Source organism: Ferriphaselus amnicola (assembly GCF_000974685.2).
Taxonomy (GTDB): Bacteria; Pseudomonadota; Gammaproteobacteria; order Burkholderiales; family Gallionellaceae; genus Ferriphaselus; species Ferriphaselus amnicola.
Map to the genome: position 1 here is coordinate 935,093 of NZ_AP018738.1, position 12,258 is coordinate 947,350.

A 12,258-nucleotide genomic window follows, 5' to 3' on the forward strand; every position below is an offset into this window, starting at 1 on the left:
GGTGTTGCTTTACTCAACCCATCCTTCAGCGCTGGTTAATTACTTCTTATCCTTCACCTCGGTGAACTCGGCATCCACCACGTTATCGTCCTTCTTGTGGTCGTTGCATTGTTCGCCGGGTTCGCAGCTGCCGCAGCCCGCGTCGCCACCTTGTGCCTTGGCTTGCTCGGCGGCGTACATCTTTTCGCCCAGCTTTTGTGCGGCGGTAGCCAGTGCTTCAGCCTTGGCTTCGATGGCATCCTTGTCGTCGCTCTTCACCACTTCTTCGGCTTCTTTCAAAGCTGCTTCGATGGCGGACTTTTCGTCGGCGGTCAGTTGTTCGCCGTATTCCTTGAGCGACTTCTGAGTCGAGTGGATCAGGCCGTCGAGTTGGTTGCGGGCAGACACCAGTTCCATCGTTTTCTTGTCTTCGTCGGCGTGGGCTTCAGCATCTTGCACCATGCGTTCGATCTCGGCTTCGGACAAACCGGAGCTGGCCTTGATGGTGATATTGGCTTCCTTGTTGGTAGCCTTGTCCTTGGCGGAGACGTGCAGGATGCCGTTCGCGTCAATGTTGAAGGTCACTTCGATCTGCGGCATGCCGCGTGGTGCAGGCGGAATGTCGGACAGGTTGAACTGGCCCAAGCTCTTGTTGCCGGATGCGACTTCGCGTTCGCCTTGCAGCACGTGGATGGTTACGGCGGACTGATTGTCGTCGGCGGTGGAGAACACTTGCGATGCCTTGGTCGGGATGGTCGTGTTCTTCTTGATCAGCTTGGTCATCACGCTACCCATGGTCTCGATGCCCAGCGACAACGGAGTCACGTCCAGCAACAGCACGTCCTTCACTTCGCCTTGCAACACGCCACCTTGGATACATGCGCCAACGGCGACGGCTTCGTCCGGGTTCACGTCGCGGCGTGGGTCGCGGCCAAAGAATTCCTTCACCTTCTCTTGCACCTTGGGCATACGGGTCTGACCGCCGACCAGAATCACGTCGGCGATGTCGGAAATCGATACGCCAGCGTCCTTCATGGCGATCTTGCACGGCTCGATGGTGCGAGCGATCAGATCTTCCACGATGCTTTCCAGTTTGGCGCGGGTGATCTTCACGGCCAAGTGCTTAGGGCCGGTCGCGTCAGCGGTGATGTAAGGCAGATTCACTTCGGTCTGTTGCGCGGAAGACAGTTCGATCTTGGCCTTTTCTGCTGCGTCCTTCAGACGTTGCAGCGCCAGCATGTCCTTCTTCAGGTCGATGCCAGATTCCTTCTTGAACTCTTCCACCAGATGTTCGATCACGCGCATGTCGAAGTCTTCGCCGCCGAGGAAGGTGTCGCCGTTGGTGGACAGCACTTCGAACTGGTGCTCGCCATCCAGTTCAGCGATGTCGATGATGGAGATGTCGAACGTGCCGCCACCCAAGTCATACACCGCGATCTTGCGGTCACCCTCTTGCTTGTCCATGCCGAAAGCCAGCGCAGCAGCGGTAGGCTCGTTGATGATGCGTTTCACTTCCAGACCAGCGATACGGCCTGCGTCCTTGGTGGCTTGGCGTTGGCTATCGTTGAAGTAGGCCGGTACGGTGATGACCGCTTCGGTGACTTCTTCGCCCAGATAGTCTTCGGCGGTCTTCTTCATCTTGACCAGCACTTGCGCGGAGATCTCAGGCGCAGAGATGTCCTTGTCGCGCACCTTCACCCAAGCGTCGCCGTTCTTGGCCTTGACGATTTCGTAGGGCACCATGCCGATGTCCTTCTGCACCATCGGCTCGTCGAAACGACGACCGATCAGGCGCTTCACGCCGTACAGCGTGCTCTTTGGGTTGGTGACCGCCTGACGCTTGGCCGACGCGCCGACCAGAATCTCGCCATCTTCGGTGTAAGCGATGATGGACGGTGTGGTACGCGCGCCTTCCGCGTTCTCGATCACCTTCGGCTTGCCGTTCTCCATCACGGCCACGCAAGAGTTCGTTGTACCCAAGTCAATACCAATGATCTTTCCCATTTTATTTCCTTTCAGTTGAATTGGTTGATTCCGATGTCGCCCAAGATGGGGCGGCTTCTTTGTATTTCAAGTGTTCTTTTTAGTGAAGGGAGAAGAGGGAAGGGGGAAGGGGGAAGGGTAAAACCTCGCTCACCTGATTTGGAGAGAGGGTTTGCACTCTTCTACTTCCCCCTTGAGCGCCAAGGGCGCGATCCCTTCCCGCTGTCAGCCCTTCGACACCATCACCAGTGCCGGACGCAGCACGCGCTCGTTCAGCGTGTAACCCTTTTGCATCACGCTCGCCACGGTGTTGGCGGGCAGTTCGCTGTCGATCATGCCGATGGCTTGGTGCTTGTGCGGGTCGAGCTTCTCGCCGACCGGGTTGATCTCTTTGATGTTGAACTTCTCGAACACGCTGGTGAGCTGTTTCAGCGTTAGCTCCATGCCACTCTTGAAGCTCTCCACGTTCTCAGTGGTCACGGCCAAGCCAGCTTCCAAGCTGTCTTTCACCGCCAGCACTTCGTTGGAGAAGCGCTCCACGGCGAACTTCTGCGCCTTACTCACGTCTTCGGAGGCGCGGCGGCGGATGTTCTCGCCCTCAGCCTTGGCGTACATCCAAGCGTCGTAATGCTCCTGCGCCTTGCGTTCAGCGAGTTGCAGCAGCTCTTCCATGCTGGGGGTGGTGTCGGGGGCTACGGTCTGTTCGGTGGTGGGTGCGGCAGTTGCTTCGGTGTTTTCCATCGTGCTCTCCAAATAAACGTGGAGGCAAGATGGGCATATTTTTTTCTGTTTCAAGAGCCGATGGTAAATATTTTTTCCCGCATGAGATAATCCACGACCGCGGGAGCCTTCTGCTATGCCTGCTGTGAAATTGTGACAACTCATAAAAATTACCACTGGCGTATCGCCGGATTCTATTTTTTCTACTTCGCTTTCGTCGGCATGTTCGCGCCGTATTGGGCGCTGTATCTCAAGTCGCTGAGTTTTGGCGTGATCGAGATCGGCATGTTGATGTCGGTGCAGCCAGTGATGCGCATGGTCGCGCCTAGTCTGTGGGGTTGGCTGGCCGATCACACCGGCGACCGATTGATGGTGGTAAAGCTGGCGGCGGGATTGAGCGCACTGACGTACTGTGCAGTGTTTTTCGTGTCGGGGTTCTGGGGGATGCTGCTGGCGCTGGCGGCGATGAGTTTCTTCTGGAGCGCGTCGATGCCGCTGGTAGAGGCGACCACGCTGACCTACCTCGGCAAACAGTCGGCGAACTATGGGCGTCTGCGTTCTTGGGGATCGGTCGGCTTCATCGTCGCTGTAGTGGGCTTGGGTTATGCGCTGGACTACATCGCTATCCGCTGGCTGCTGTGGGTGGGGCTGGTCATCATGGTCGGCATCTTTTTGTTCGCCCGGTTGATTCCGCCGACCGAGACGGAAGCTCATCATAGCGACGAGCAGCCAGTGTGGAGCATCGTCAAACAACCGCAAGTGCTAGCGCTGTTCGGTGCCTGCTTTCTGATGGCGCTGGCGCACGGGCCGTATTACACCTTTTACACCATCTATCTGGTCGATCACGGTTACAGCAAGGGCGCGGTCGGTGCGCTGTGGGCGCTGGGGGTGATCTGCGAGATCGGCGTGTTCTTCCTGATGCCTTGGCTGCTGTGCCACGCCACGTTGCCGCAGATACTCACGGTGAGCTTGGCGCTGGCGGTGTCGCGCTTCCTGCTGATCGGTTGGTGTGTCGATTCCTTAGTGTTGGTGCTGCTGGCGCAAGTGTTGCACGCTGCGACGTTTGGGGCCTTTCATGCGGCGGCAGTGGCGCTGGTGCATCACTATTTTCGTGGACGGCATCAGTCACGCGGGCAGGCGCTGTTCGGCAGCTTAACCTATGGTGCGGGCGGTACGCTGGGTGGCTTGATTAGCGGGCCGTTGTGGCAGCATTGGGGCGCATCTCTGATGTATTCGATGAGCGCGGTGATGGCGTTGCTGGGTGTGATGCTGATGCTGTGGAAGTTGCGCGTGGTCGAAACGGCAAGGGAGTAGTTCCACCGTCCCAAATGCGGGCATAATGAGCGCCGTTTGTTTTGGACTGAGCGCACGTAACCATGATTGACACTTCGTTGAGCGACTGGCTGGCGACGCCGCAGGGGCAATACCTGCTGGTACGCGAACAGGCGTTCTTCGACCATGCCGTGGCCGACATCTTTGGTTTCAATGCCGTGCAATTGGGTTTGCCGCAACACGAATTTCTGCGCAGCAGTCGGATGCCGCTGCGTACTGTGGCGGGCGACGAATCCGGCGTGAATCTACGATTGTTGCCGCAGGAGTTGGCACTGGAAACCGATAGTCTCGATTTGCTGCTGCTCCCACATGTTTTGGAATTCAACGATGATCCGCACCAGATACTGCGCGAGGCCGAGCGGGTGTTGCGACCAGAAGGTGAGCTCATCATCAGCGGCTTCAATCCGCGCAGTTTGTGGGGGATGCGCCGAGCTTTGGGGGGGCGTGAAGGCTATCCGTGGCGTGGTCAGTTCATCGCACTGACGCGCTTGAAGGACTGGCTGGCGCTGCTTGGTTTCGAGGTGACGGGCGGGCATTTTGCCTGCTACGCACCGCCTTTTGCTAGCACTCAATGGTTGGAGCGCTTCCACTTCATGGAGCCGTCTGGCGATCGCTGGTGGGCGGTGTGGGGTGGCGTATATTTCTTGCAAGCGAAGAAGCGCGTCCCCGGAATGCGCTTGATCAAACCGCGCTGGAACGAGGGGTTGGTGAGCAAACTGCTGCCGGTGGCACCCAAGTTGAACCGCGATGTAACCCAACAGATACAAGAAGATGACTGAAGAGATCGTAGAGATATTCACTGATGGCGCATGCAAGGGCAATCCCGGCATCGGCGGCTGGGGTGCGCTGTTGCGCATGGCAGGAAAAGAGCGCGAGTTGTGCGGCGGTGAGCGCCATACCACCAATAATCGCATGGAGCTGATGGGCGCGATCTCGGCACTGGCGGCGCTCAAACGCCCCTGCCACGTGCGTCTGCACACCGACTCGAAATACGTGCAGCAGGGCATCAGCGAGTGGGTGGTGAACTGGAAGAAACGCGGCTGGAAGACCTCCGACAAGAAACCGGTCAAGAACGAGGATCTGTGGCGGCGGCTGGATGAGCTGGCAGCGCAGCACCAGATCGAATGGTTGTGGGTGAAGGGGCATGCTGGGCATGACGGCAACGAGCGCGCCGACCAGTTGGCCAATCGCGGCATCGAGGAACTAGGGAGGGGCGCATGAGGCAGATCGTACTCGACACGGAAACCACCGGCCTCTACCCTGATCGCGGTGATCGCATCGTTGAAATCGCGGCCATCGAGTTGTGCGATCGGGCGGTCACCCAGCGGCGCTTTCATCGCTACATCAACCCCGAGCGTGACGTGCCGGAAGAGGCGGCGCGCGTCCACGGCCTTACTTGGGAGCGTTTGCAGGATGAACCACTGTTCGCCGACATCGCGTCCTCGCTGCTGGAATTCATAGACGGTGCTGAGATCATTGCCCACAACGCGCCGTTCGACGTGGGTTTCATCAACAGCGAGTTCGCCCGAGTCGGGCTGAATAAAGTCACGCACTATTGCCCCAGCGTGATCGACACGCTCAAGTTGGCCAAGGAGCTGCATCCGGGCAAGAAGAATAATTTGGATGCGCTGTGTGACCGCTACTTCGTCGATAACTCGCATCGCACCTTGCACGGCGCGCTGTTGGACACCGAACTGCTGGGCGAGGTCTATCTGGCGATGACGCGCGGGCAGGAGAGTTTGCTTGGTGACGAGGAGTCCACATCTGCGACTACGCAAGCAACTGTCATCGATAACCAACCTCGTCCGACCTTGCGAGTGCTTTGTGCCAGCGCAGAGGAACAGGCGTTACACGCACAGCAACTTGCTGACATCGACAAAGCCAGCAAGGGAAAGTGTCTGTGGCTTAAGTTGGAGGATCCGGTGTGATACAGAATGCGCTGCGGAAACTCAGCTCGATTATCGGCTTGATGTTGCTGGCTTACTCAGCTGTAGTGGGCTATTTTTGGTTGCAACAGCGTCAGTTGGTGTTTAACCCAGACGCGATTCTGCTGACTACGCCTGCGCGTAATGGTTTGAAATATGAAGAGGTACGCATCATTTCCGGCAAGGAGATGGAGCAGGGCGAGCTAGTGAGTTGGTGGATTCCTGCAGCTGCACCGAATGCCCCGACCATCCTGTATTTTCATGGCAATTCCCGCAACATCAGCTTGCGTCCCGAAGTTATGCGAGGCATGCATGAGCTGGGTTATAACCAATTGCTGGTGGATTATCGTGGTTATGGTCACAGTACCGGCGGTCCGCCTTCCGAGGCTAAGGTCTATGAGGATGCTGAGGCGGCATGGAACTGGTTGATCAAGCAGCGACATGCTAAGCCTGCTCATACCTTCATCTACGGCCATTCTCTGGGAGGCGCCATTGCTGCCGATCTGGCTGTGCGGCACCCAGACGCGGCAGGGCTGGTGATCGAAAGTTCGTTCAGTTCGATGGCGGCCATGGGCGAGAAGGATTACGGCTTTTTGCCGATCAAGGCTGTGTTGAACCAGAAGTTCGATACGGTGAGCAAGATCAGCCAGTTGAAAATGCCGCTATTGATTTTGCACGGCACGAACGACCAGAAGATCCCTTGGCAGATGGGGCGAGAGTTGTATGAGCATGCTCCGCAGCCTAAGAAACTTATATTTATCACCGGCGCTGAGCACAGCAATATCCCCAGTTTTGCATGGTTGGAGTATCGCGCGGCCTTGAGCCAGTTCGTGCAGCACAGCGCACGTTGAATCTAGGCGTCGGTAGATTCCGGCACGCGCTCGACTTGGAACAGATGTACGCGGCGGCTGTCTGCGCGTAGCACCTTGAATCTCAAGCCAGCCAGCATGATCTGGTCGTCGCGCTTGGGTAATTTTCCGAAAGCCTTTACCGCCAGCCCGCCCACCGTGTCGCACTCCTCGTCGCTGAAGCTGCCGCCGGTGGCCTCATTGAAATCAGCGATCTCGGTCGCCGCCTTGACCCGCCACACATTGCTTGCGTCGGCGATGATGTTGTCTTCGTCCTCGTCGAAGTCGTATTCGTCTTCGATGTCGCCCACGATCTGTTCCAGCACATCCTCGATCGTCACCATGCCAGACACGCCGCCGTACTCATCGGCTACCAGTGCGATGTGGTTACGGTTGCTGCGGAATTCGCGCAGCAGCACGTTGAGGCGCTTTGATTCCGGCACGAACACTGCCGGACGCAGCATGTCGCGCACCTCGAAATTCTCGCCGGCGTAGATGCGCAGCAGATCCTTGGCCAGCAGAATGCCGACGATGTTGTCCTTGTCGCCGTCGATCACCGGAAAGCGCGAGTGCGCGGTCTCGATCACGTAGGGCAGGAACTCGTCCGGCGGCAGGCTGATGTCGATCACATCCATCTGCGCACGCGGGATCATGATCTCGCGCACTGGGCGTTCGGAAACGTGAATCACGCCTTCCATCATGGACAGCGCGTCAGCATCGAGCAGGTTGCGTTCGTAAGCGTGGTTGAGGACTTCGATGAGCTGGTCGCGGTCTTCAGGTTCGCGCAGCAGCAGGGTGGACAAACGTTCAAGCCAGGTCGGCTTGTTACTCTCGGGGTCGTTCATTGCAAATTCATGGGGTTACGGCGTAGGGCGCAGGATACCCTAATTTGAGCATCAGCGCAGTCTCGCGCGCTTCCATTTCCTCAGCCTCTGTATCGGTCTCGTGGTCGTAGCCTTGCAGATGCAGTGCCGCATGGAGGCTCAGGTGGGCGTAGTGCGATTCCAACGATTTACCCTGTTCGATAGCCTCTTTCTCCACCACGGGCGCACAGATCACCACATCGGCATACAGCGGGTCGTTGTCGTCATAAACAAAGGTCAGTACATTGGTGGCATAGTCCTTTTCGCGATAGGCAAGGTTAAGGGCACGGCCTTCGACTTCGTCCACAATGCGCAGGGAAACCTGTACGTCCTGTTCCAGCGCGCGCTGGAACCAGCGGCGGAATTGCGGCCGGGTTGGCAAATCGGAGGAGTGGCTGGCGTACTGAACAGCGAGAGATAGTTTGTGCATGCGTCATATTTTATTGTTTTTTGGCCAGCCATTCCAAGAATTCGTGTGCTGGCATGGGGTGGGCGAAACCGAATCCCTGGCCGAAGTCGCATCCCGCCAGACGAAGGGTCTCGGCCAGTTCGGTCTGCTCGATGCCTTCAGCCACGGTCTTTCGGCCAAAGGTCTGCGCCAGTGCGATGATGCCTTCCACGATAGCCTTGTCGCCGTCGTCATTCAACATGTTGATGACGAACGACTGGTCGATTTTCAATGTCTCAGCTGACAGCTTGCGCAGATAGGCCAGCGAGGAATATCCGGTGCCGAAATCGTCCAGTGCAAAGGTCACACCCAGTTCTCGACACGCGTTGATGGTCTTTGAGGTCTGCTCGATGTCGGACAGCGCTGCAGTCTCTAGCACTTCGATCTGCAGAGAGTTGCGTGGGATGTGAGGATGGTTTCGTAGCCGACGCGCTAGTTTGTCGACGAAGCCTGGCGATTGCAGGTGGTGAGCCGAGATGTTGACACTGAGCTCCAGCACTTTTTCTTGTTGATGCCAGCAATCTAGTTGATACAGCGCGTTGTCCATCACCCATTCGCCGAGCTGAATTTCTACGGATGAACTTTCAATCAGTGGTAGGAACTGCTTTGGCAACAGCATTCCTTCCTCCGGATGATGCCAGCGGATCAGGGCTTCTGCACCCGTGGTGGTTCCAGTGGTCAGATCGATCTTGGGCTGGAAATACAGTTCAAACTCTCCGTTCTCCAGTCCTAGAGCGACCCGTTGTCGCGAATTGTGCTGGCTGCGTACCTGTTGATCGTTGTGGGAGTCGTAGAGGTGATAGCGGTTCTTGCCGTGCTGCTTGGCGATGTACATGGCTTGGTCGGCATGTCGCAGCAGCGTGTCGCCATCCTCGTGGTCAACGGGGTAGAAGGTGACCCCAAGACTGGCGGAAACCTTGGCTACGTTGGTGCCGACCGGGACGGGCGTGCTGACGGCTTCCAGTATGCGGTCGAGTACGAACAGACATTCTTGCTCGTGGCTGAGCTCGTTGAATAGCATCACGAATTCGTCGCCTCCCAAGCGAGCCAAGGTGTCATCGGCACGCAAGATGGCCTGCAGGCGATGCGAGATGACGATGAGTAGTTGGTCGCCGGTTTCGTGGCCGAACTCGTCGTTGACCTGTTTGAAGCCATCCAGATCGAGGTAGCACACCACCAGTATCTTTCCGCTGCGCTGGGCACGTACGATGGACTGGTTCAGGCGGTCGGCCAGCAGGCGCCGGTTGGGTAGACCTGTCAACATGTCGTGGTTGGCGACACGACTCAATTCAGCCTCGTGCGCTTTCATGCGGCTGATGTCGGAGAACACGCCGACATGGCGCTGCTTGTGGCCTTGCTTGTCCTGTATCACCGAAATGGACAGCAGCTCGGCATAGAGTTCACCGGACTTGCGACGGTTCCACATCTCGCCACGCCATGTCAGGTTGCGCTCCAAGGCTTCCCACATTTCCGCGAAGAAGCTCCGGGCGTGGCGGCCAGAGCTGAGCAGACGCGGGTTCTTGCCGATCACCTCTTCGCGCTGGTAGCCGGTGATGCGGGTGAAGGCTGGGTTGACGTCGGTGATGGTGTTGTCAGCATCGCTAAGGATGATCGCTTCCTGACTGGTTTCGAACACGCTGGCATAGATACGCAATGCTTCTTCGGCTTGTGTGCGTTCTGAGATGTCCATGCCCACACCAACGAGGTAGTTCGCACCGTTGATGTTCGTCAGGTGGCCAGAGAACAGGTAGGGATACTTTTTCCCTGACTTGGTTCGGAATCCTGCCTCTACCCGGGCTGATCCATACTTGAATACGTCGCTGATTCGTTCTGCGATGAGCTGACGATCACTGCCTTCGAACAGGTCGAGGGCGGTGATGCCGTCCAGCTCCGCTTGTGTATAACCGCTGACCTCGAGGAAATGCCTATTCACCTTGAGGAAGCGGCCTTGCGGATCGAGCAGGTAGAAGATGCCGGGCATGCTGTTGATCACATCATCCACGAACTGTTTCTCCTTTTGCAGTTGCTCGTGGGCTCGGTTCTGTTCAGTGACATCGCGGCCAATGGCCAGCGCGCCGATGATGTTGTCATCTTGGTCGCGCTCTGGGACGAGGCGGATGAAGTGGCTCCGCAGCTCGCCGTCGGGGGCGGGGAGCGACATCTCTATCGTGGCTGGTTCACCCGTGCGTACCACTTGTTCGATCAGCCGCTGGAAAGCATGTGCGGGTGCGTAGTCAGGGTGGGCCGCTGCGGTGACCTTGCCGATCTCTGGGCGAATGTCCTGGGCGATGCTGGCGACGAAGGCGGGGTTCATGTAACGCACCGCGCCAAGGGCATCGTAGCGCACCATGTTGTCTGGCATGTGATCGGCCAAGGTGCGGAACTCTTGCTCGCTTTGTTGCAGGGCTCGGTGGGCGGCCTCGCGTTCCAACTCGGCAGCGGCACGCGAGGCGACGATCTTGAGGAGTTGCTCGATCAGGTTGGGGTCCCGCATCGGTTTGCCGTCGAGCACGGCAATCAGGCCGATGGCACGGCCGTCGGCAGCCCACAGCGGGATGCCGGCATAGCTCTCCACACCCATGTCGACGAGCAGGCTGTCGTTCGGGAACTGTCGCTGCACCTGCTCCGGGTAGCAGCAGAACTGGCTACTGACCACGTTCGCACAGGGTGTGCCGGGCAGGAGGTAGCGGATGTTGGGGGCGATCTCACCCCGCGCATACAAGGCTACGGTCTCGGCATACTCCGGATCGTCGCTTAATTTGTCGATGATGACGTAGTCCGTGCCGAGTGCTTCGCCGAGATATCGGGCGAGTGCGTCGAGAAACTTCTCGGAGCCTTTCCAGCCTTTCTGGGATACGAAATACAGTGCATCCTCGATGCGTTTGCGCAGCGTAATGTCGCGGGCGATGCCTAGCACGCCTATCATTTGCCCACTGTTGCCGTGCATCGGGGTCTTGATGGTCTCAAGCAGTTCACGGTGGCCATCATCGGCGTAAGTGACCCATTCCTCGTTAACACTTGGATGAGGCATCTCGACTGCATGACGATCGAACTCACGGAAAGCATCTGCGATCTCGCGGGGCATGAAGTCGTAGTCGGTCTTGCCGACGATGTCGGCCTCCCTTGCACCGAAGAAACGCTCAAAACGGTGGTTACAGGCAAGATACACGCCGTCTAAATCTTTCAGCCAGACTAGGTCCGGCAAGGTATTGATGAGGGTGCGCAGAAAGTTTTCGTCGACCCCATCGCGCATGTCGGTGTTATCGCTCACCAGTGTCTGAGTTAGGTCATGCTCACTCAGCAGGCCAGCCAAGAGCCCGTATTTATTCACCATCACCAGATGACGCACTTTATGCACGAGCATCTTTTCTGCAGCCTGGTTGATCGAGGCTTCGTGTGAAATGGTCAGCACAGGGGCGGTCATCACTGCGCCCAGCGTAATGTCGGCGGCTGGCATACTCCTGGAATAAAAGCGCACGACATCCCGTTCGGTGACTATGCCGATAGGCTTCTCGCCTTCGATCACCACGACGCAACTCTTACGCTGCGCCTGCATCAGATCGAGTGCTTGCATTAGGCCGGTTGCAGGTGGCAGGGCGATTGCCGATCCTCGGGCGAGAGAGGTGACTTTACGTCGTCCTGCTAGTGCAGAGAGATTTAGGTAGTGGCGAAAATCCGTTTCGCTGACTACACCGAGCAATGCGTTGCTGTCATCTACGATTGCCAGATGGCGAATTCCATTGCGACGACAAAAGTGATAGGCATCCAGGATGGCGGTGGATTGCGGCATGGTGATGACGGGCGCTGACATGACTTCGCGCAAGGCGGTGCTTGGCGGGCAGCCAGATTGCATAGCTTGCAGCATGTTGCGTTCGGTGACGATGCCGAGTGGATGGCTGTCTGCATCAGTGACCAATATCGACGAGATACGCCGCTCGGACATGCTGCTTGCTGCCTGAGCTATCGTATCATCGGGTGATAGGCGCACGACATCCCGTGTAGCAATTTCTAGTAGTAGCGTGGGTTGCCCGTTACTACCCGAGTGAGACGGTTGATTCGTCATGGCATTAGGCATGATTTCAATCCAGTTTTGTTCACCTTGCGCCTCCTGTACGCTGCTTGCGGACCTAAAGGATTATCCGAGTGTGTCGCGTCAGTCT

At 57.5% G+C, this 12,258-nt stretch carries 10 protein-coding genes; 5 read left to right on the forward strand and 5 right to left on the reverse strand.

The window, feature by feature from the left end; translation table 11 throughout:
• Positions 1–39: 39 nt before the first annotated feature.
• Together dnaK and grpE are read right to left on the reverse strand one after the other, a co-directional pair.
• Complete coding sequence (gene dnaK, locus OYT1_RS04450; RefSeq protein WP_062626946.1) at positions 40–1,983, reverse strand: molecular chaperone DnaK; 1,944 nt, start codon at positions 1,981–1,983, stop codon at positions 40–42.
• A gap of 204 nt (positions 1,984–2,187) precedes the next feature.
• Positions 2,188–2,703: a nucleotide exchange factor GrpE gene (grpE, locus tag OYT1_RS04455; RefSeq protein ID WP_062626947.1), complete on the reverse strand. Its 516-nt coding sequence runs from the start codon at positions 2,701–2,703 to the stop codon at positions 2,188–2,190.
• Between the two features lie 132 nt (positions 2,704–2,835).
• On the opposite strand from grpE, the gene OYT1_RS04460 reads away from it, so the two are divergent.
• From OYT1_RS04460 to OYT1_RS04480, 5 genes are all read left to right on the forward strand, one after another.
• A complete protein-coding gene (locus tag OYT1_RS04460) occupies positions 2,836–3,996 on the forward strand; it encodes an MFS transporter (protein WP_062626948.1) in 1,161 nt (386 codons plus the stop codon).
• 62 nt (positions 3,997–4,058) lie between these two features.
• Complete coding sequence (locus OYT1_RS04465; RefSeq protein ID WP_062626949.1) at positions 4,059–4,793, forward strand: class I SAM-dependent methyltransferase; 735 nt, start codon at positions 4,059–4,061, stop codon at positions 4,791–4,793.
• Positions 4,786–5,235, forward strand: coding sequence for a ribonuclease HI (gene rnhA, locus OYT1_RS04470; protein ID WP_062626950.1), 450 nt, complete (start codon positions 4,786–4,788; stop codon positions 5,233–5,235). Before OYT1_RS04465 ends, rnhA begins: the two co-directional genes overlap by 8 nt.
• Complete coding sequence (gene dnaQ / locus OYT1_RS04475; protein WP_062626951.1) at positions 5,232–5,942, forward strand: DNA polymerase III subunit epsilon; 711 nt, start codon at positions 5,232–5,234, stop codon at positions 5,940–5,942. Before rnhA ends, dnaQ begins: the two co-directional genes overlap by 4 nt.
• Positions 5,939–6,790: an alpha/beta hydrolase gene (locus OYT1_RS04480; RefSeq protein ID WP_062626952.1), complete on the forward strand. Its 852-nt coding sequence runs from the start codon at positions 5,939–5,941 to the stop codon at positions 6,788–6,790. Before dnaQ ends, OYT1_RS04480 begins: the two co-directional genes overlap by 4 nt.
• A 2-nt stretch (positions 6,791–6,792) precedes the next feature.
• Here the strand turns inward: OYT1_RS04480 and OYT1_RS04485 are convergent, their stop codons facing one another.
• The 3 genes from OYT1_RS04485 to OYT1_RS04495 are packed head-to-tail and all read right to left on the reverse strand — an operon-like array spanning position 6,793 to position 12,173.
• The gene (locus OYT1_RS04485) at positions 6,793–7,632 is read right to left on the reverse strand and encodes an HlyC/CorC family transporter (protein ID WP_062626953.1); all 840 of its coding nucleotides are present in this window, start codon (positions 7,630–7,632) and stop codon (positions 6,793–6,795) included.
• 7 nt (positions 7,633–7,639) lie between these two features.
• Entirely contained in the window at positions 7,640–8,080 is a 441-nt protein-coding gene (gene ybeY, locus OYT1_RS04490) for an rRNA maturation RNase YbeY (protein ID WP_062626954.1), read from the reverse strand.
• Between the two features lie 10 nt (positions 8,081–8,090).
• On the reverse strand, positions 8,091–12,173 hold the full coding sequence (locus OYT1_RS04495; RefSeq protein WP_084612005.1) for an EAL domain-containing protein: 4,083 nt from the start codon (positions 12,171–12,173) through the stop codon (positions 8,091–8,093).
• Positions 12,174–12,258 lie beyond the last annotated feature (85 nt).

Coding starts and splice junctions, on each gene's coding strand:
- rnhA (WP_062626950.1), top strand. CDS start 4,786: ATGACTGAAGAGATCGTAGAGATATTCACTGATGGCGCATGCAAGGGC.
- dnaQ (WP_062626951.1), top strand. CDS start 5,232: ATGAGGCAGATCGTACTCGACACGGAAACCACCGGCCTCTACCCTGAT.
- OYT1_RS04495 (WP_084612005.1), bottom strand. CDS start 12,173: ATGCCTAATGCCATGACGAATCAACCGTCTCACTCGGGTAGTAACGGG.
- ybeY (WP_062626954.1), bottom strand. CDS start 8,080: ATGCACAAACTATCTCTCGCTGTTCAGTACGCCAGCCACTCCTCCGAT.
- OYT1_RS04485 (WP_062626953.1), bottom strand. CDS start 7,632: ATGAACGACCCCGAGAGTAACAAGCCGACCTGGCTTGAACGTTTGTCC.
- OYT1_RS04465 (WP_062626949.1), top strand. CDS start 4,059: ATGATTGACACTTCGTTGAGCGACTGGCTGGCGACGCCGCAGGGGCAA.
- grpE (WP_062626947.1), bottom strand. CDS start 2,703: ATGGAAAACACCGAAGCAACTGCCGCACCCACCACCGAACAGACCGTA.
- dnaK (WP_062626946.1), bottom strand. CDS start 1,983: ATGGGAAAGATCATTGGTATTGACTTGGGTACAACGAACTCTTGCGTG.